This window comes from Halomonas sp. AOP43-D1-4, assembly GCF_052446175.1.
GTDB classification, from domain to species: Bacteria; Pseudomonadota; Gammaproteobacteria; order Pseudomonadales; family Halomonadaceae; genus Vreelandella; species Vreelandella citrativorans.
Window position 1 is genome coordinate 228191 of sequence record NZ_JBQSVY010000001.1, and the last position, 18689, is coordinate 246879.

16 protein-coding genes are annotated in these 18689 nt (G+C 55.5%); 9 read left to right on the top strand and 7 right to left on the bottom strand.

All coding sequences use genetic code 11. The features are described 5' to 3' along the window. Positions 1-63: 63 nt before the first annotated feature. From ACT3RQ_RS01080 to ACT3RQ_RS01110, 7 genes are all read left to right on the top strand, one after another. Positions 64-2895 carry a monovalent cation/H+ antiporter subunit A gene (locus ACT3RQ_RS01080; protein WP_444638798.1) on the top strand — a complete coding sequence of 944 codons (2832 nt, stop codon included), beginning with the start codon at positions 64-66 and terminating at the stop codon, positions 2893-2895. After that, positions 2895-3227, top strand: coding sequence for a Na+/H+ antiporter subunit C (locus ACT3RQ_RS01085; RefSeq protein ID WP_087109531.1), 333 nt, complete (start codon positions 2895-2897; stop codon positions 3225-3227). Before ACT3RQ_RS01080 ends, ACT3RQ_RS01085 begins: the two co-directional genes overlap by 1 nt. Beyond that, positions 3224-4735 (top strand): monovalent cation/H+ antiporter subunit D, encoded by a 1512-nt coding sequence (locus ACT3RQ_RS01090; RefSeq protein WP_444638797.1) that lies wholly within the window; start codon positions 3224-3226, stop codon positions 4733-4735. The genes ACT3RQ_RS01085 and ACT3RQ_RS01090 overlap by 4 nt, the downstream gene beginning before the upstream one ends. Then, on the top strand, positions 4732-5229 hold the full coding sequence (locus ACT3RQ_RS01095; protein WP_172116262.1) for a Na+/H+ antiporter subunit E: 498 nt from the start codon (positions 4732-4734) through the stop codon (positions 5227-5229). Before ACT3RQ_RS01090 ends, ACT3RQ_RS01095 begins: the two co-directional genes overlap by 4 nt. Beyond that, positions 5223-5492 carry a K+/H+ antiporter subunit F gene (locus ACT3RQ_RS01100; protein ID WP_087109537.1) on the top strand — a complete coding sequence of 90 codons (270 nt, stop codon included), beginning with the start codon at positions 5223-5225 and terminating at the stop codon, positions 5490-5492. The genes ACT3RQ_RS01095 and ACT3RQ_RS01100 overlap by 7 nt, the downstream gene beginning before the upstream one ends. A 37-nt stretch (positions 5493-5529) precedes the next feature. After that, complete coding sequence (locus ACT3RQ_RS01105) at positions 5530-5916, top strand: Na+/H+ antiporter subunit G (RefSeq protein ID WP_444638796.1); 387 nt, start codon at positions 5530-5532, stop codon at positions 5914-5916. A gap of 173 nt (positions 5917-6089) precedes the next feature. Continuing rightward, positions 6090-6923 (top strand): DUF6694 family lipoprotein, encoded by an 834-nt coding sequence (locus ACT3RQ_RS01110; RefSeq protein ID WP_444638795.1) that lies wholly within the window; start codon positions 6090-6092, stop codon positions 6921-6923. A 73-nt stretch (positions 6924-6996) separates the two neighbouring features. Here the strand turns inward: ACT3RQ_RS01110 and serB are convergent, their stop codons facing one another. The 4 genes from serB to pgi all read right to left on the bottom strand — a co-directional run bounded on the left by serB (position 6997) and on the right by pgi (position 14215). Continuing rightward, a complete protein-coding gene (gene serB, locus ACT3RQ_RS01115; protein WP_444638793.1) occupies positions 6997-8202 on the bottom strand; it encodes a phosphoserine phosphatase SerB in 1206 nt (401 codons plus the stop codon). Positions 8203-8205: 3 nt separating this feature from the next. Next, entirely contained in the window at positions 8206-10458 is a 2253-nt protein-coding gene (gene parC / locus ACT3RQ_RS01120) for a DNA topoisomerase IV subunit A (protein WP_172116259.1), read from the bottom strand. Between the two features lie 6 nt (positions 10459-10464). Beyond that, complete coding sequence (gene parE / locus ACT3RQ_RS01125) at positions 10465-12360, bottom strand: DNA topoisomerase IV subunit B (protein ID WP_193056266.1); 1896 nt, start codon at positions 12358-12360, stop codon at positions 10465-10467. Between the two features lie 157 nt (positions 12361-12517). Next, the gene (gene pgi, locus ACT3RQ_RS01130) at positions 12518-14215 is read right to left on the bottom strand and encodes a glucose-6-phosphate isomerase (protein WP_444638792.1); all 1698 of its coding nucleotides are present in this window, start codon (positions 14213-14215) and stop codon (positions 12518-12520) included. Positions 14216-14315: 100 nt separating this feature from the next. On the opposite strand from pgi, the gene cmoA reads away from it, so the two are divergent. Both cmoA and cmoB read left to right on the top strand, forming a co-directional pair. Beyond that, on the top strand, positions 14316-15059 hold the full coding sequence (gene cmoA, locus ACT3RQ_RS01135; protein WP_087109693.1) for a carboxy-S-adenosyl-L-methionine synthase CmoA: 744 nt from the start codon (positions 14316-14318) through the stop codon (positions 15057-15059). Continuing rightward, on the top strand, positions 15060-16073 hold the full coding sequence (gene cmoB / locus ACT3RQ_RS01140) for a tRNA 5-methoxyuridine(34)/uridine 5-oxyacetic acid(34) synthase CmoB (protein WP_444638791.1): 1014 nt from the start codon (positions 15060-15062) through the stop codon (positions 16071-16073). Between the two features lie 20 nt (positions 16074-16093). Here cmoB and ACT3RQ_RS01145 read toward each other — a convergent pair whose 3' ends face one another. The 3 genes from ACT3RQ_RS01145 to ACT3RQ_RS01155 all read right to left on the bottom strand — a co-directional run bounded on the left by ACT3RQ_RS01145 (position 16094) and on the right by ACT3RQ_RS01155 (position 18550). Further along, positions 16094-16768, bottom strand: coding sequence for a zinc metallopeptidase (locus ACT3RQ_RS01145; protein ID WP_444679780.1), 675 nt, complete (start codon positions 16766-16768; stop codon positions 16094-16096). Positions 16769-16847: 79 nt separating this feature from the next. After that, positions 16848-17987: an App1 family protein gene (locus ACT3RQ_RS01150; RefSeq protein ID WP_444679781.1), complete on the bottom strand. Its 1140-nt coding sequence runs from the start codon at positions 17985-17987 to the stop codon at positions 16848-16850. Continuing rightward, on the bottom strand, positions 17987-18550 hold the full coding sequence (locus ACT3RQ_RS01155; protein ID WP_193053846.1) for a type 1 glutamine amidotransferase domain-containing protein: 564 nt from the start codon (positions 18548-18550) through the stop codon (positions 17987-17989). Before ACT3RQ_RS01155 ends, ACT3RQ_RS01150 begins: the two co-directional genes overlap by 1 nt. Positions 18551-18689: the final 139 nt, after the last annotated feature.

Consider the following 18689-nt stretch of genomic DNA (forward strand, 5'->3'; position numbering starts at 1 on the left):
GCCCTAGGTGTATTCTCCTCACTTTGCGGCCTTTTTTGAGATTTTATTGCGCTGGATGAGCCCATGACACTGCTTTGGATAGCCTTATTACCGTTGCTTGGGGTACTAGTGCCACTGATCACCGCTCAACGCGACCGCTCTGTGTGTTCGCTTGCGACGAGCGTGGTACCGGCTGCCGCCCTGCTACTCACCTTACTTCAGGTCCCTGCCTTGCTGGATGGTGAAACGTTGCGCTTCCATGCTGAATGGATGCCTGAGCTTGGCTTGGAACTTGCCTTTCGTCTGGATGGCCTGTCCTTGCTTTTCAACCTCCTGATTCTGGGGATTGGCCTGCTCATATTACTGTATGCCCACTTCTATTTGGGCAAAGATGAACCTGTAGGGCGTTTCTACGCTTTTCTGATGCTGTTCATGGCCTCTATGGTCGGTATCTCAATGTCTGACAACCTGATTCTTTTATGGTTGTTCTGGGAGCTTACAAGTCTCTCCTCGTTTCTATTGATCGGTTTTTGGTCTTATCGTAACGATGCGCGCAAAGGCGCACGTATGGCGCTAACCGTAACAGGTGCAGGTGGTCTTGCCCTATTAGCGGGGCTATTACTGCTCGGCGATATGGCCGGCAGCTTCAATATGAGTGATGTGCTGGCCAGTGGTGCCACCATTGTGGCGGACCCGCGCTACCCCATCATGCTGGCACTAATTTTATTGGGTGCTTTCACCAAATCTGCGCAGTTTCCGTTTCATTTCTGGTTGCCGCATGCCATGGCGGCGCCGACCCCGGTTTCCGCTTATCTGCATTCGGCCACCATGGTTAAGGCGGGTATCTTTTTAATGGCCCGGCTGCATCCAGCGATTGCCGGTAGCGAGCTTTGGAGCGTGGTGGTACCGCTTATCGGTTCAATCACGCTGCTATATGGCGCCTGGTTTGCTCTGTTCAAGACGGACCTAAAAGGTATTTTGGCGTTTTCTACCATCAGTCACCTGGGCCTGATTACAGTGCTATTGGGCATCGGCACGCCTATGGCCGTTTTGGCGGCGCTGTTTCATATCGTTAACCACGCCACTTTCAAAGCAGCGCTTTTCATGAGCGCAGGCATCATCGACCATGAAACCGGCACGCGTGAGCTTAAGCAGCTGGGCGCGCTGCGCAAAACCATGCCCATTACTGCCCTGCTGACGACACTGGCCGCTGCGGCGATGGCAGGTGTGCCCTTCTTTAATGGGTTTCTCTCCAAGGAGATGTTCTTTACTGAAACATTAGCCACGCCCGTACTGGGCGGGTTAAGTTGGTTAATCCCTGCGCTGGCCGCTATAGGTGGCATTCTTTCCGTTGCCTACTCGGTACGTCTGGTGTATGCGGTGTTCTATGCGCCTGCGAAGGAAGCGTCGCCCAAGGCGCCTCATGAGCCACCACACCTGATGCGTTTTCCGGTCGAACTACTGGTAGTGCTCTGCATGCTGGTAGGTTTATTCCCCACGCTGATGGTTAATAACCTGCTTGAGCTGGCGACGCAAGCGGTGCTCGGCGAACCATTGGATTTCCACCTGGCTATTTGGCACGGTGTGAACCTGCCACTCATCATGAGTATGGTGGCGTTTGTGGTGGGTGTTGTCCTTTACTGGCGCCATGCTGATCTACGTCGTTTCGCCCAATCGTTTGCCAGCGTCGATGCAAGCCGTGTGTTTGAGCGCGCAATGATCAGCCTTGAGCAACGTGCAGGAGCCCTCATAGCTGCCTGGGACGGTCATTCGCTGCAGCGCTTTGTGGGCTGGCTTTTGCTGTCCACGTTGATCATGGGCGTTATCGGCTTATCACAAATTACCGAGCTTACCGGCCCCAAAGGCAATCAGCCCATTGATGGCGTGCTACTGCTAGGCGCTGGCATGTTGATTTTTGGCGGTATCGCCACCGCCGCCACTCACCGCTACCGGCTAATTTCACTACTCATGCTGTCGGTGGTGGGACTTTTTGTAGCCCTTACGTTTGCACGCTTCTCTGCACCGGATCTAGCGCTGACGCAGCTTTCGGTGGAAGTGGTAACGATGATTTTGCTGATGCTGGCGCTTTTTTTCCTGCCTCAAAAGACGCCCCCCGAATCCAGCCCCAAGCGCAATCTGCGCGACATGCTGTTAGCGGGTTCATTGGGACTTGTCATCGCCAGCATTAACTATGCGGTGATGACGCGAGATACGCTGTCGATCTCTAACTTCTTTATGACCAATAGCGTTCCTGGCGGCGGCGGCCATAATGTGGTCAACGTCATTCTGGTCGATTTCCGTGGCTTCGATACCTTGGGCGAGATTACGGTGCTGGCCTTGGCGGGCTTGGCGATTTTCAAATTGCTCAACCGTTTACGCCTGTTTATCCCGCACAGCGACGGAGAAGGCCGCGTTTGGTCCCCTGATCGTTATCCGGCCATTCTGACCTCTATTTCACTAGCTCTATTGCCGTTGGCGCTGCTGGTATCGGCGTTTATTTTCTTGCGCGGCCACAATGAGCCCGGCGGCGGCTTTATCGCTGGCTTGATCACCGCGGTTGCGCTGATTCTTCTATATATGGCACGTGGTGTGGAGTGGACACAACAGCGTTTGGACTTCCCCTTCCAACCCGTTGCCATTGCGGGGGTTGCGGTGGCGACGCTAACCGGCTTGGGTAGCTGGTTGTTCGGCTACCCCTTCCTGACCTCTGCCTTCAGCTACTTTAGCCTGCCGGTAGTCGGTAAGTTTGAGCTGGCCACCGCTCTGCTGTTTGATCTCGGCGTTTATCTCGCCGTCGTCGGCGCCACGCTGATGATTCTGGCCAACCTAGGCAAGGTCACCACAACTCACCGGCCAGTGGTTAATGAGCCCAAGGGCGATGAGGTCACGCCGCCACCCGCCAAGGAGCAAAGCTGATGGAATTACTTTACGCAATCACCACCGGCGTACTGAGCACCTGTGGCCTCTATTTAACGCTTCGGGGGCGTACTTTTCCCGTAGTGGTAGGTCTAACGCTGCTTTCTTACGCCGTGAACCTGTTTTTATTTTCGATGGGTGGGCTAACCACTGACGGTGCGGCCATTGTTCATGGCGAAGGCGTTTATGCCGACCCGCTGCCTCAAGCGTTAGTGCTTACCGCCATCGTTATTGGCTTCGCAATGACCGCTTTCGTCGTGATTCTCGCGATGCGCGCCCGCAGTGAAGTGGGCAACGATCATGTAGACGGTAAGAAGGAAGACCGCGAATGATGCAACACCTGATTGTTTTTCCTATCGTCCTGCCGCTGATCGCCGGCATTATGCTGCTCTATCAGCGCCAGGGACTGGTTCGCTACAAACGTATCGTGAGCGTTGTGGCCACCGTTCTATTACTGGCCGTGGCGATAGGCCTGATTAGCCAAGCCATGCGTGGCGAGATTCTTTACTACGCATTGGGCAACTGGCAAGCGCCTTTCGGCATCGTACTGGTGCTCGACCGCCTATCTGCCTTGATGCTGTTGATCACAGCCCTGCTTGCAGTGGGTGCCGTGATATTTGCCTGTGCAGGGGATGATGAAAAAGGCAGCAATTTTCACGGCCTTTTTCAGTGGCAACTCCTGGGCATCAATGGCGCGTTTCTAACCGGCGACTTGTTCAATCTGTTCGTCTTTTTTGAAGTGCTGCTGCTCGCCTCTTACGCGCTGCTGCTACACGGTGGTGGCAAAGCACGTATCCAGGCGAGTGTGCATTACGTGGTACTCAATCTGGCAGGTTCTTCACTGTTTCTGATAGCGGTAGGTACGCTTTATGGTGCTACGGGAACGCTTAACATGGCGGATATGGCGCTGCGCGTAGCCGAACTGCCTGCTGAACGCCAAGGCCTGGTGACCGCTGGCGCATTAATGTTGTTGGTGGTATTTGGCTTGAAAGCCGCCATTTTGCCGCTCTATTTCTGGCTACCGCGCGCTTATTCAGCGGCGCCCGCCCCGGTGGCAGCTCTCTTTGCCATTATGACCAAGGTCGGTATCTACGCCATCCTGCGCGTTTATCTGCTGATTTTTGGCGAAAGCGCGGGCGCACTGACCGCACTGGAGCAGCCATGGGTATGGTGGCTCGGCTTGGCAACGCTCGTTGCCTCTGGGGTAGGCATTATGGCTGCCCGAGATCTAAAACTACTGGTCGCTTACCTGGTGTTGCTGTCGGTGGGCACGCTTCTGGTCGGTGTGGGCATGCGAACAGAGCAAGCGACTTCAGCGCTTCTTTACTATTTGATTCATACCTCCTTGATTACGGGTGGTTTATTCCTGCTGGCTGAAATGATCGGATTACAGCGCGGCAAGGCAGGGACTCGGCTGGTGAAAAGCCGCCCCATGACCCAAGGCAAGGCGTTAGGGCTACTGTTTCTTGTAGGTGCTGTCGCCGTTGTGGGCGTTCCGCCACTTTCCGGCGCCTTGGGGAAAGCACTGGTGCTCAACGCCGCTGAAGGTGCTCAGCGATTATGGCTATGGCCTACTCTACTGCTGGTGAGCTTGGCAGCCTTGATCGCTCTGTCACGCGCAGGCTCTACGATCTTCTGGCGTAGCTATCGCGGCAGTTTAGGCGGCAATGCGTTGCCACGCCGCCAATGGTTTGCCGTCATCTGGCTGCTAAGCGCGGCCCCCTTAATGACCCTGTTTGCAGGGCCCATCAGCAGCTACACCCAAGCAACGGCCGAGCAGCTATCACAGCCACAAGTCTTGATCGACACGCTGCTACTTGATGCGGGAGATGCCCCATGATTACCCCGCGCTCCTGGCTGCCGACGCCAGTTTTATCGCTATTATTACTAGGCGTCTGGCTGCTGCTTGCACGCAGTTACGCCCCCGGACAAATCGTGCTGGGCGGCATACTGGCCATTATCATCCCACTGGTGACCTATCGGTTCTGGGACACGACTCTACGCATCAAAAAACCCTGGGTGCTGCTGCGGTTTATCTTGAGGGTTTTAAAGGATATCGTCGTCGCCAATTTTGAGGTGGCTTATCTAGTGGCCAACCCTTGGCGCAGGCTAACGCCACATTTTATTGAATACCCTCTAATGCTGGAGGAGCGCTTCACCATTACGCTGCTGGCCAGCACCATCAGCCTGACGCCTGGCACAGTATCAGCCAACCTGCGCCTCGACGGTCAATCGCTATTAATCCATGCGCTGGATGTTGATGATGAAGAGGAGCTGATCAGGCAGATCCGCGAGCGGTATGAGCGTCCTCTCAAGGAGATTTACGAATGCTAAGCATTGCCTTGTACATTACCCTGGCGCTTGTCGTCATGGCGCTACTAATGAACCTCTTTAGGCTTACCGTGGGGCCAGACCTCCCGGACCGCGTACTGGCGCTGGATACCATGTACGTTAACTCCATCGCACTAATTGTTCTGCTGGGGCTATGGCTTAACAGCAAAACCTATTTCGAGTCGGCGTTGCTGATTGCCATGCTGGGCTTTATCAGCACCGTGGCCGTGTGCAAATACATTCTGCGCGGAGACATTATCGAATGAACGCATTTTCTGTCTCGTATCACCCGGAGGTGTCGCCATGTCGCTCTTTGTAGAAGCACTTATCTCCTTAATGCTTATCACCGGCGGCGTGTTCGTATTTATCGGCTCACTGGGGATGGCTCACCTACGCGATTTTTATATGCGCCTGCATGGCCCTACCAAGGCCACTACGCTGGGTATTGGCTGCATGCTGATTGCCTCAATGGGTTATTTTTGGAGCGTCGATGGTCACATTGATATTCAGGAGTTACTCATCACGCTATTTCTGTTTATTACCGCCCCTGTCAGCGCCCATTTGCTTGCCAAAACTGGCCTGCACTTGCGTTTGAGGCATGCCCAGAAAACGCAGGGCAAACCGATAGAGCTTCGCTCAGAGGAAGTCGGTGATAACCCCGTCCCCCATCCCGACAAAGGTCACGGTTAGCCGTCCGGCCATGGCCCTGTAATAAGACAAACAGTCTCTACACGGCCACGGCTTCCTAAATTTTCACAGCCCAAAACCGATAAATAAAGTGCTTAACAATGACAGAGATAGTAGTGGTCGTTAGCGCTTTCCGGTAAGCTCCACAGCGTTTTTGACCATAATGAGGTGAATGTATGTGGAGCCTCCTACGGCTGTCTGCCATTACGCTATCGCTATGTGTGTTAGCCGGTTGCTCAGACCCCAAAATAGATACCAGCTCCATGCCGGCTGCGGTTGTCTCAATTGAGAATGTACGTGAGGCGATGCCTGCTTATAAGCGTGATGAGTTTGATAAAGCGCTCGCTATCATGGCGATGCCAAACTTTGGCAGCATGGCCTTACTTAGCCCTAAGCGAATGAATGCAGCCGAGATCGCTGAATCGGCCAACGTTCGCATGCATGGTCTAACGGGCGACCAGGTAATTAAACGCGCCGACGATATTCTACGTGAGAGGCGAGCCAGAGAGCGTCAGCAGGCGCTCTCTACCCTTGCCCGGTTGACTGAAAAGCAAGCGCGGGCAGCTAAAGACCGCGAGCAACGGGAACGCTTTAGCATTGATAACGCACGCTACTATATAAGCCAAAGCCCATACGGCACGCCAGAACCGGCGCTGGATATTGAGGTGACCAATCATACGGAGCAGGCCGTCTCGCAAGTATTTTTTAGAGGTGTTTTGACCAGCGCTGATCGGTCCGCGCCTTGGGTTGATGAAACGTTTTACTATGTGATTGCGGGCGGTCTTGAAGCAGGTGAAACGGCCATGTGGCGCTTGGCACCTAATCGTCTTAGCGCTTGGGGAAACACACAAATACCCAGCGAGGTATCGCTCACGGTAACCGTAGAAGGCCTTGAAGATGCCCAGGGCAACCCGTTATGGGATTCGCCTGAACTTAGTAAGAGCGAGGTAGAAAGGCTTGAGCACTTGAACCACGAATATCAGGGCATCGCACTATCTACCACCCAGTAGTTGTCGGGTTTATAGAGCGCGTACTATTGAGTCGGTACGTTACGTACCGACTCAATAGCTGGCCGAAAAACACTTAATCCATTAGATCCGTTTGGCGATAACCAATCAGATACAGCACGGCATCAATGCCCAGTGTCGAGATCGCCTGACGCGCTTGAGCGCGCACTAACGGCTTGGCTCGAAACGCGATACCCAGTCCCGCTTTAGCCAGCATTTTCAGGTCATTGGCGCCATCACCCACCGCAATGGTCTGCTCCAACGTAAAGCCTTCGCGCAGCGCAATCTGCTCCAAAAGCTCTGCCTTGCGCTCAGCATCAACGATCGGCAACGTCACTTCACCAGTGACTTTACCGTTCTCGATCACCAGCTCATTAGCATGAATCTCATCAAAGCCGAGTTTTTCCTGTAAATGGCGGGCAAAATAGGTAAAGCCCCCGGATAGAATCACAGTACGGTAACCGAAGCGCTTTAAATTAGCCATCAAACGCTCTACACCATCCATTAACGGCAGCTCTTCGGCAATCTTGATCAGCACCGACTCATCCAGGCCTTTCAGCTTGCTCATGCGTTCGCGAAAGCTCTCCTGAAAATCCAGCTCGCCACGCATGGCCCGCTCGGTCACCTCGGCAACCTCATCACCCACCCCGTGGTGCCGGGCCAGCTCATCAATCACTTCAGCTTTGATCAGCGTGGAATCCATATCGAAACACACTAGGCGGCGATGGCGCCGCCAGATTGAGTCTTCCTGAATGGCGATATCCACGCCATGTTCGCCTCCTAGTGCCAACGCCTTTTCGCGCAGCGCTTCGATATTCGCCTCGTCGCCACGTAACCAGCACTCAACGCAGGCACCGCCGGAAGGCGCGCTACCATCCAGCGATTCACGCCCAGAAAGCCGATGAATCAGCTCAACCGTTAACCCAAACTCTGCCGTTAAAATGCCGACTTCAGCCAATATTCCTGCCGGCAAATGCGGCGCCAGCAGCGTCAAAATAAGCCGAGGCTGACTTGCTTCGTTGCTCCAGCGCCGATAATCGTCGGCGTTAACCGTAATCACCTGCACATCCAATCCTAGCGCATCGCCCGCCTCGCTGAGCATCGCCTCCAAGGCATTATCGCGTTCAAGCCCCACAAGGGCTTCCAGAGAGAGCATGCCAAACGTCACGCTTTGATTAATATCCAAAAGCTGGGCATTCGTGCGGGCCAACGCTTTCCCAAATCCCTCTAGCTGACCAGAACGCGCTATACCGGTTGCACGAATTAAACAACGTTTTGTCATGAGTTACTCTCCCGCCTCTAACCGATCAACTTTTTGGAAGCCGCGCGGCAACTTGCTGCCTCGTCGCCCTCTTTCGCCGCGATAATACGCTAAATCATCCGCTTTCAAGGTCAGCTTGCGCTTACCGGCGTGAACCAGCAGTGCGTCGCTTGCCGAGAGAACGGTAACGTCACGTACAAACTCCTCACGTCGGGCGGCTCTCGGGCCGGGAATATCGAGCATTTTGTTGCCTTTACCTTTGGTCATTTCAGGCAACTGCTCAAGCGGGAACAGCAGTAATCGGCCTTCGCTAGACACCGACGCCACCCACAGCTCTTCACCATCAGGCACTTCGATGGGCGCCATCACGCTACAGCCTTTGGGTACGCTGAGTACCGCTTTGCCAGCTTTATTTTTACCGGTAAGCGCGTCCAAGCGGGCCATAAATCCATAACCACCGTCGCTTGCCAATACAAAGCGCCGTTCGGGTGGGGCAAGCATTAACCCGGCCATTTGTGCCCCTGCCGAGACATTAGCGCGACCGGTCACCGGTTCACCCTGGCCCCGCGCGCTGGGCAAGTTATGGGCGGCCAGGGTGTAAGCGCGTCCCGTGTCGTCCAGCAGCACCAGCGGCTGATTCGTCTTGCCCCGAGCGGCCAGATGAAAGCTATCACCGGCTTTATAGGACAGTCCTTCCGGATCAATATCGTGCCCTTTGGCAGCGCGAATCCAGCCTTTATCAGACAGCACTACGGTGACCGGATCAGCCCCCAGCAGCTCAACTTCTGAAAGTGCCTTGGCTTCACTGCGCTCAATCAACGGTGAGCGGCGCTCGTCGCCGTGCTCTTTGCCCGCCGCACGAATCTCTTTCTCGATCAGCGTGGTTAGTTTTGCTTCACTGCCTAGCAAGCCCGTAAGGTACTTACGCTCTTTTTCCAGCTCGTCCTGCTCGCCGCGAATTTTCATCTCTTCGAGCTTGGCAAGGTGACGCAGGCGCAGTTCGAGAATCGCTTCAGCCTGGCGCTCAGAGAGACTAAAAGTGGCGATTAGCGAGGCTTTTGGGTCATCTTCCTCACGAATAATTCGGATCACTTCGTCAAGATCCAGATAGGCTGTCAGCAAGCCTTCCAAAATGTGCAGGCGGTCTTCCACCTTGCCCAGGCGGTGCTCCAACCGGCGGCGCACCGTGGTCCGGCGAAAGCGTAGCCATTCGCCCAGCATATCCGTTAGGGGCATGACCCGCGGGCGGCCGTCCAGGCCGATCACGTTCATATTTACCCGCACGTTCTTTTCCAGGTCCGTGGTGGCAAACAGGTGAGCCATCAGCGACTCGACATCCACGCGGCTGGAGCGCGGCTCAATCACTAGGCGCGTGGGTTCTTCATGAGTTGATTCATCACGAAGATCGGCCACCATCGGCAGTTTTTTCGCCTGCATCTGCGCGGCAATCTGCTCAAGCACCTTGGCACCGCTGACCTGGTACGGCACGGCGGTAATCACGATATTGGCGTCTTCGCGGGTATAGCGCGCACGCAGTTTTACCGAACCTCGGCCTGTCTCATAAAGCTTACGCAGGTCGGCTTGGGGCGTGATGATTTCCGCATCCGTTGGAAAATCAGGCGCAGGTACAAACGCCATCACGTCAGTTGTGGTCGCCTCAGGGTTGCGCAACAGATGGCAGGTAGCCTCGACCACTTCGCTAACATTATGGGGCGGAATGTCGGTGGCCATGCCCACGGCAATCCCGGTACCGCCATTGAGCAGTACATGAGGCAACTTGGCAGGCAGCACGAGAGGCTCCTGCATGGTGCCGTCAAAGTTGGGTGCCCAGTCGACCGTGCCCTGGCCCAGTTCGCCCAGCAGCACTTCGGCAAACTTGGAGAGCTTGGCCTCGGTGTAGCGCATGGCGGCAAACGATTTGGGGTCATCCGGACTACCCCAGTTGCCTTGGCCATCCACCAGCGGGTAGCGATAGCTGAACGGCTGGGCCATCAGCACCATGGCTTCGTAACAGGCGCTGTCGCCGTGAGGGTGGAATTTACCCAGCACGTCGCCCACGGTACGCGCTGATTTTTTGTACTTGGCATTGGCGTGTAGCGCCAATTCGCGCATGGCGTAAATAATCCGCCGCTGCACGGGCTTCATGCCGTCGCCAATGTTGGGCAGCGCACGGTCCAAGATGACGTACATCGAGTAGTCGAGGTACGCTTTTTCGGTATAGTCGCGCAAGGAGAGGCGTTCGACGTCGCCTTCCGCTACCTGAATATCCATGGTCATCGGGGGTTATACCTCAATATCTGCGAGGTTGCCGTAATCTTCCAGCCATTTCTTGCGGTCGCTGGCACGCTTCTTGGCGAGCAGCATATCCATCATTTCCATCGTGCCATCGCCCTCTTCCAGGGTGAGTTGCACTAGGCGACGGGTTTCGACCGCCATGGTGGTTTCGCGCAGCTGTAAAGGACTCATTTCGCCCAGGCCTTTAAATCGCTGAACATTGGGCGTGCCGCGTTTTTTCGCCAGTTGCTTGAGCACGGCGGCTTTTTCGCTCTCATCGAGGGCGTAGTGCACCTCTTTACCTAAATCGATGCGGTAAAGGGGCGGCATGGCGACAAACACATGGCCGGCATCGACCAGCGCCGGAAAATGGCGTACAAACAGCGCACACAGCAGCGTGGCAATGTGCAGGCCGTCGGAGTCGGCATCGGCAAGAATACATATTTTGTGGTAACGCAGCTTTTCAAGGTCGGCGTTCCCCGGGTCGGCGCCAATCGCGACCGCAATATCATGAACTTCCTGAGAGCCGTAAATATCGTGCGTCTCGACTTCCCAGGTATTCAGAATCTTGCCGCGCAGGGGCAGGATTGCTTGGGTGTCGCGGTTACGCGCCTGCTTCGCACTGCCCCCGGCCGAGTCGCCCTCGACCAGGAACAGCTCGCTAAGTGACGGGTCCTGCCCGGAGCAGTCAGCAAGCTTACCCGGAAGCGCCGGGCCTGATGTGACCTTTTTACGGGCGACCTTCTTGGCCTTTTTCTGGCGATGCTGAGCGGCGCTGATCACCAACTCCGCCAACTGCTCGGCTTGATCAATATGATGATTGAGCCACAACGAGAAGGCATCCTTCACCACGCCGGAGACAAAGCCTGCGATGGTGCGTGATGACAGCCGCTCTTTGGTTTGCCCGGCAAACTGAGGGTCGAGCATTTTCACCGAGAGCACGAAAGAGGCGCGCTCCCAAAGATCCTCAGCAGTGAGCTTGATGCCGCGCGGCAGCAGGCTGCGATATTCACAAAACTCACGTAGTGCATCCAGCAGTCCTGATCGAAAACCGTTAACGTGAGTGCCGCCTTGCGGCGTGGGAATCAGGTTAACGTAGCTTTCGAGCAGCGATTCACCGCCTTCCGGCAGCCATTGAATGGCCCAATCCACGCCATGCTCGTCGTCACTGAAGTGGCCGACAAACGGTTCGCCAGGCAGTACGTCATAGCCATCGGTGGCTTCGGCCAAATAGTCGCGCAGACCATCGGCGTAGGCCCACTCTGTCGTCGTTCCGTCTGGCTCAATCAGGGTAACGGCAAGCCCCGGGCAGAGCACCGCTTTGGCGCGCAGTAGATGTTTAAGCTTTGAAACGGCCAGTTTGGGGCTGTCGAAATAGCTCTCATCAGGCCAAAAACGCACTAAAGTTCCGGTAGCGCGTTTAGCCGCCTTGCCGATTTCATGCAGATTTTCGACTTTTTCGCCGTGCTCAAAGGCAATCGCATGGCGCGCGCCGTCACGGGTCACTTCTACTTCCAAGCGCCGTGAAAGCGCGTTAACGACTGAGACGCCAACGCCGTGAAGGCCACCAGAAAACCGATAGCTTGAAGAGGAGAACTTACCGCCTGAATGCAGTTTGGTAAGAATCAGCTCCACCCCTGAAACGCCGTGTTCGGGGTGAAGATCAATCGGCATACCTCGGCCGTCATCCTGAACCTCGATGCCCCCATCGCTGTGCAACGTGACACGAATAAAAGAGGCGTGGTCGGCCAGCGCTTCATCGACGCTGTTATCAATCACTTCCTGGGCCAGGTGATTGGGCCGTGAGGTATCGGTGTACATACCGGGACGCTTACGTACCGGCTCGAGCCCTGACAGGACTTCGATAGAACTCGCGCCGTACTGAGAGGCATCAAACTGGGTCATGTAACGTCGGTTCCTGAAGGGTAAAGCTGGCAGCCGCCTGTAACTTGTATAGGCGGCCGACAAAGATCGCTAGAATAGCAAAAAGCTGTATATCCAGCCATATCTAATACATGGCAGGAAAACTGGGAGCACGCTTTTTCATAGACGCCCGAGGCAGTTACCCATCCTGCTCGGCGGCCCAAAACGCTTCAATCAAGCCGCGGCTAGAGGCATCCATGCGGGTAATGTCGCCCTGCCCATCGATGATGCCTTGGGTATCCGTGGCAATTTTTTTGCCAAGCTCCACCCCCCACTGATCGAACGGATTGATATCCCAGATAACGGCTTGAACAAACACCTTATGCTCATACAGGGCAATCAAAGCCCCCAGCGTAGCGGGCGTTAGTGTATCCAGCAGTACCGTGGTCGATGGCTGATTGCCGCGATAGCGTTTGTGCTCTGGACGGGGGCCATCATCATCCAGCGCGTCATCGCCGAGCATCAGAACGCGGGACTGGGCAAAGCAGTTGGCAAGCGCTAGCCGGTGCTGCGCTTTGAGATGGCGGCGAGTATCTGGGTCTTCCACCTCATCATAACGCTTGAGCGGAGCGATAAAGTCACACACCACCGACTGGGTGCCTTGGTGAAGCAGCTGATAAAACGCGTGCTGAGCATTGGGGCCCAGTTGTCCCCACAGTACCGGGCAGGTCGAATAATTGACCGCCTGGCCCTGGCGGGTAACCGACTTGCCGTTGGACTCCATTTCCAGCTGTTCAAGGTAGGCAGCAAAATATTCCAACCGACCATCGTAAGGCAGGATTGAGTGGGCGCGGATATCCAGAAAATTAACGTTCCAGATGCCGGCCAAGGCCAGCAGAACCGGCAGGTTATCTTCCATGGACGCTTCACTGAAGTGGCGGTCCATGGCGTGGGCACCGGCCAGCAGCTCGCGAAAATGCGTCATGCCTACGACCAGAGCAATCGGCAAACCAATCGTGCCCCATAGCGAATAGCGCCCGCCTACCCACTCCCAGAATTTAAGCTGGTGGTCGGGCGCAATGCCCCACTCGCTCATTTTCTCGGGACTGGCCGACACGCCAATAAAGTGTTGACGCACAATAAGTTCAGCGCTTACCGGTGGAGCACTGACAAAATCGCTATGCTGAGTTAAACGGCCCAACAGCCAGTCTCTGGCCGTATTGGCGTTGGAAAGAGTATCAATGGTGGTAAACGACTTGGAGGAGAGCACAAAGAGGGTCGTTTCCGGATTTAGGCGTCCTAAATAATCGGCCAGCTGCGAGCCATCCATGGTGGAGGCAAAATGCACCTCAACGGGATGAATATCGTCAGGCCGATAGTCAGCTAGTGCGTGGGTCACCATCAACGGCCCTAAATCCGAGCCACCGACGCCCAAATTCACCACATGGCGAATGGGCTTGCCCGTGGCTCCTCGCCACTGCCCGGCGTGCAAACGGCACACCAGGCGCTCCATTTGCGCCAGGCTTTCCTGCACCCCGGCGACAATATCTTCCCCTTCAACGTTCAGCGTTGCCTCGGCCGGTAAACGCAGCGCTGTGTGCAAGGCTGGGCGGTTCTCACTAACGTTAACCCGCTTGCCGCTTAACAAAGCATCAATGGCGCTGGGCACACCCGCATCGTGCGCCAACGCTAACAGATGCTCAAGCGTATCGTCGTCCCAGCGCTGCTTGGAAAGATCCAGCGTCAGGCCTGCCTCATGGCGGGTAAAATGCGTCCATCGGCTGCTCTCCGAGCCAAATAGCGTTTTTAAATGAACGCCTTTGAGTTCATCGGCATGCTGTTTTAATGTCTGCCATGCGGGCAGTTTATCGGGGGTGGCGCGTGATGCTGAGGCCATTTGCCGTCTCCTGTGGCGTCGAACCATGCAGCTCGGGTCTGTTCTGGTCAAATCAGGGCGCGTAAACTACTCCCCCCTTTTGATGATTCCCGGCTTGCCAATGAGTAATGCATCTTACCGTGACGCTATCTTTTCGACACCCCTTGATCGAGTGGCGCGCTTCTCGTTCGATGAACAGGTAGTGGCTTGTTTTCCCGACATGGTCCGTCGCTCTATACCAGGCTACGGCCAAATCCTGGGCATGCTGAGCCTGATTGCCCAGCGTCACCTTCGCCATGGCGGGCACGTGTATGACCTGGGCTGCTCGCTCGGCGCCTCAGGCTTGGCGCTTGCGGGTGCACTCGCCCCTGACGCGTTTCGCTATACCGGCGTCGATTTATCACCAGCGATGGTATCGCGTGCTCGCCAGACCTTCACCGAAGAGTGCCCTGAACATGCCATGAGCGTGGAAGAAGCCGACATTCGCACGCTCGAGTATGCGCCATCCGGCATGATCATTCTTAACTTTACGCTACAGTTTTTGCCACCCGCCGACCGGGATGCACTATTAAGGCGACTGTTTGACGCCCTGGAGCCTGGCGGCGTGCTGGTTTTATCGGAAAAAACCGTTGATGTAGATGAGCGGGATAATGCCTGGCGAGTAGAGCGCTACCATGACTTCAAACGCGCCAACGGTTACAGCGACATGGAAATCAGCCAAAAGCGCACCGCGCTTGAAAACGTGTTGGTGCCCGATACGCTGGATGCGCTGCATCAGCGCTTACAGCAGGCAGGCTTCCCACGTACGGTAACGTGGTTTCAATACCTGAACTTTGCCTCTGTCATTGCGTTTAAGGAGAGTTAAGTGGAACTCCCTGATGATCACCGCGCACTTTATCAGGCGTTTTTAGACCAAGGCTTAACGACCTGGCTGGCTAAATTACCCGAGCAGCTGGCCAGAGGGCTTGACCGCCAACGTCATGGCGACCTGCCTGCTTGGGAAAAAGCCGTAGCCAAACTACCGGCCTTGCCGGCCGAGCGCCACGTTCAACTGGACAGCGATACGCTAACGGTAGAGCTTGCCCTAAACGATAGCCAGCAGCGCCAGTGTTTCAATTTGCTTAAAAAGCTTGCGCCCTGGCGCAAGGGGCCCTATTCGCTGGGCAGCATTCATATCGACACCGAATGGCGCTCTGATTGGAAATGGCAGCGCGTGGCGCCTCATTTAGCGCCCCTGAAATACCGCAAGGTGTTAGATGTAGGCGGTGGCAGCGGCTATCACGCGTGGCGCATGACCGGCGCTGGAGCGGCCTTCGTGCTGGTGATTGACCCTTCACCACGCTTTTACTGGCAGTTCCAAGCAGTGCGCCACTTTGTGGGCGACGCAGACGGTGGGCGCACTCAGTTTCTACCGGTCGGAATCGAGGATGTACCGGAAAACCTCGGCTTTTTTGATACGGTGTTCTCCATGGGCGTGCTGTACCACCGCGCTTCCCCTTTCGAACATCTTCAGCAGCTGAAAGCGGCCCTGGCCCCGGGTGGCGAGCTGGTACTGGAAACGCTGGTGGTGGAAGGCGACGAGCAAACGGTGTTTGTTCCCGGCGAGCGCTACGCTGCGATGCCCAACGTCTACTTCCTGCCCTCTTCTAAGGCGCTTTGCCACTGGCTTAGCCGTTGCGGCTTTACCAATATTCGCGTGGTCGATGAGGCAGTCACGACCCTGAACGAGCAGCGCTCCACCGAGTGGATGACCTATCAATCCTTGGCCGACTTTTTAGACCCCAATGATTGTACCCGCACCCTTGAAGGCTACCCGGCGCCGCAGCGGGCAGTGATTATTGCCAATAAGCCGGAACAGGCTGTAAAAACAGTTATTTAAGCCAGCACAGTCGTTAGCGTTTAGCGGCGCAAGATCACCAGCCAGCGGCCCAGGTTGAGCATGCTGGCAAGTGAAGCCGCAACATAGGTGAACGCACAAGCGGTAAGCACATGCTGGGCTCCCGGCATGTCATAAGGCGGTACGTACTCTTTTAAAAGCGGCAATGCGCGGTTGAAGCTGGCATCAAACTCCACCGGCAGCGTGACCAGATGAACCAAGGCGGCGGTACCAAAGCTGATCACCGCCATGCCAATGACTAACGCCAAACCGCCCGGCACGCGCGTCAACAAGAATAAAAACGGCGCGGCCATCATCAGAATCGCGCCCATTTTTTCTGCCTTTTGGGCAACACCCACCAAGCGGCTGCGCGCCAGCAGTGGCGCATAGCCCTGGTGATGCTGCAACGCATGGCCTACTTCATGAGCGGCAACGGTAACCGCCGTTAACGAGCAGCCATCATAATGGTCAGGCGAAAGGCGCACACAGCGCGTCTCTGGGTCGTAATGATCGCCGAATTCGGTACGCTCAACGGGAACGTCTTTAATACCCAGACGCCGTAGCAAATGCTCGGCAAGCTCGGCGCCGGTGCCAGGGTAGTCATTACATCCTCGCATATGGCGTTTTAGCACCCACTTCGCCCATACATTGGGCAGTATAAATACCGCGAGTAACAGCACGACTAATAGAACGACCATGATGACCTAACACTCAATAGGAGAAAACAGAGAAAACCTTCGTTTTATCATGGTCGGGCTAGCAACAACAGTGTTGAGGCTAGACTTCCCCTTGGGCTTCACGACGCTCTTCTTCGCGATGCGCTTTTACATCGCGCTCGACCGCTTCCAGGCCCCGCGCTGAAATATCCCCATTGGCGTGGGCGTGCTCAGCAATTAATACACTGTCGGGGGCGAGCACCAGGTCGCACTCGGAATTGACCAGCTCATCGCGAAGCCGTTGAATGGCCTTCTCGCGCTCAGGGTCTTTATCCACGCGGCGGATATAAATCGCCTTGATGCGCCCAGGATAGGCTTTCACGATCTCGGCATACACTTCCGGGTCGTGCTGTCCGCTATCGCCAATCAGGATGCACGGTAGCTCATCAAACAGCGTCAACATTCGATCAATTAACAGGCGCTTGTGAGCTTCGGCGCGGCGCGGCCAGGGGTGACGCAGCGAAATTCCCCACTCGCGTAGAAACAGGATCGGCCCCACCGGAATCCGGTTAAGCTGAAAGAACGTTTCGAGCATTTCATAAATAGCCCATGGCCCGCGGGATACATACAAAATAGGTCGCTCGCCCTTCTCACTTTCGCCCCGGTGCAGCGCCTGATAAAGCGAGGCAACGCCTGGAAACGCCGTACGCCGGTGCGGTTTACGCACAAACAGGCGATAGAGCATCTTTAGCTTTTCGGCAACGCCGGTAAACATGACCGTGTCATCAATATCGCTAATAATCAGCAGGTCTGTTTCCGGTGGCGGTACGTATACCTCAACATTAGTACGTACAGGCGACTGGTTTTCCGCATGCACCCTAATATCCGCTCGATGCCAGGACACATCGATAGGCAGCGAATGGGTAATCGGAAGGTGCGCATCAAAATAACCGTCCCGGTCGGTTGTCAGGGACAGTTCGTTTTCACCAATACGAATATCGACCTGGGCACCGGCCAAGCCCCGTCGAAAAATGCGGCGCGCTACATCAGCTGTGTCACGCAGCATCCCCCGGCGTGGGATTGCGCGGCCAAGAGCGGCTTGGCGGAATACCCGCCCCATCAAAAACACTTCACTGGACGAACCGTAACCACGGTAAGGATGAACGACCATCCCCCCGCGGCCACGATCTCGCTTCATCGGTTTTGCAACCGTGTGGACAAGCCTTTTAACAAAGCTTGCCCACGGGCTCAACCATGACATTAGGCGTGTTGACCTGAGTGGCGTCCTTCTTGCAGCTCTTCAAGGAGCTTGGCATTGAACGCTTCCAGGTCTTTGGGGGTACGGCTAGTGACCAAGGCGTTATCGCATACCACCGCTTCATCTACCCAGTTGGCACCGGCGTTACGTAAATCCTGGGCAACGCTTGCCACCGAGGTCATCTTGCGGCTATCCACAACGCCTGCATTAATGAGGATCCATGGCGCATGACAGATAGCGGCTACCGGCTTACCCGCTTGGAAGAATTCTTTTACGAAGCTAAGCGCGTCCTCGTTCATGCGCAGCTCATCGGGGTTGAACAAGCCGCCAGGCAGTACCAAGGCGTGATAATCAGATTCATTGACATCTGCTAGCGCTTTATCAGCCGAATATGTATCACCCCAATTAGTTTCTGCCCAGGCACGAATATCGTTGCCTTCAGGTGTCACGATATCAACATCAACACCGGCATTTTTGAGTGCGTCACGCGGTGAACTCAGCTCAGACTCCTCAAAGCCATCGGCCGCCACAATAGCGACGCGTTTACCCTTTAGTGTTTGGTTCATCATGCTCTCCTTTTCGTGATGAGGCGTGCGTGAAAACGCTTTATCAGTGTGGCGTATCCTGGGAGAGCGTCAAGCGAACCGACCGCTAGATTAGAGATGCTTGATTTAAGTAGATATAAAAAAGCCCGCTTAATTAAAG

Bases quoted from the DNA above. Each gene is read 5' to 3' on its own strand.
- ACT3RQ_RS01080 (WP_444638798.1), top strand. From the start codon at position 64: ATGACACTGCTTTGGATAGCCTTATTACCGTTGCTTGGGGTACTAGTG.
- ACT3RQ_RS01085 (WP_087109531.1), top strand. From the start codon at position 2,895: ATGGAATTACTTTACGCAATCACCACCGGCGTACTGAGCACCTGTGGC.
- ACT3RQ_RS01090 (WP_444638797.1), top strand. From the start codon at position 3,224: ATGATGCAACACCTGATTGTTTTTCCTATCGTCCTGCCGCTGATCGCC.
- ACT3RQ_RS01095 (WP_172116262.1), top strand. From the start codon at position 4,732: ATGATTACCCCGCGCTCCTGGCTGCCGACGCCAGTTTTATCGCTATTA.
- ACT3RQ_RS01100 (WP_087109537.1), top strand. From the start codon at position 5,223: ATGCTAAGCATTGCCTTGTACATTACCCTGGCGCTTGTCGTCATGGCG.
- ACT3RQ_RS01105 (WP_444638796.1), top strand. From the start codon at position 5,530: ATGTCGCTCTTTGTAGAAGCACTTATCTCCTTAATGCTTATCACCGGC.
- ACT3RQ_RS01110 (WP_444638795.1), top strand. From the start codon at position 6,090: ATGTGGAGCCTCCTACGGCTGTCTGCCATTACGCTATCGCTATGTGTG.
- serB (WP_444638793.1), bottom strand. From the start codon at position 8,202: ATGACAAAACGTTGTTTAATTCGTGCAACCGGTATAGCGCGTTCTGGT.
- parC (WP_172116259.1), bottom strand. From the start codon at position 10,458: ATGACCATGGATATTCAGGTAGCGGAAGGCGACGTCGAACGCCTCTCC.
- parE (WP_193056266.1), bottom strand. From the start codon at position 12,360: ATGACCCAGTTTGATGCCTCTCAGTACGGCGCGAGTTCTATCGAAGTC.
- pgi (WP_444638792.1), bottom strand. From the start codon at position 14,215: ATGGCCTCAGCATCACGCGCCACCCCCGATAAACTGCCCGCATGGCAG.
- cmoA (WP_087109693.1), top strand. From the start codon at position 14,316: ATGAGTAATGCATCTTACCGTGACGCTATCTTTTCGACACCCCTTGAT.
- ACT3RQ_RS01145 (WP_444679780.1), bottom strand. From the start codon at position 16,768: ATGGTCGTTCTATTAGTCGTGCTGTTACTCGCGGTATTTATACTGCCC.
- ACT3RQ_RS01150 (WP_444679781.1), bottom strand. From the start codon at position 17,987: ATGTCATGGTTGAGCCCGTGGGCAAGCTTTGTTAAAAGGCTTGTCCAC.
- ACT3RQ_RS01155 (WP_193053846.1), bottom strand. From the start codon at position 18,550: ATGAACCAAACACTAAAGGGTAAACGCGTCGCTATTGTGGCGGCCGAT.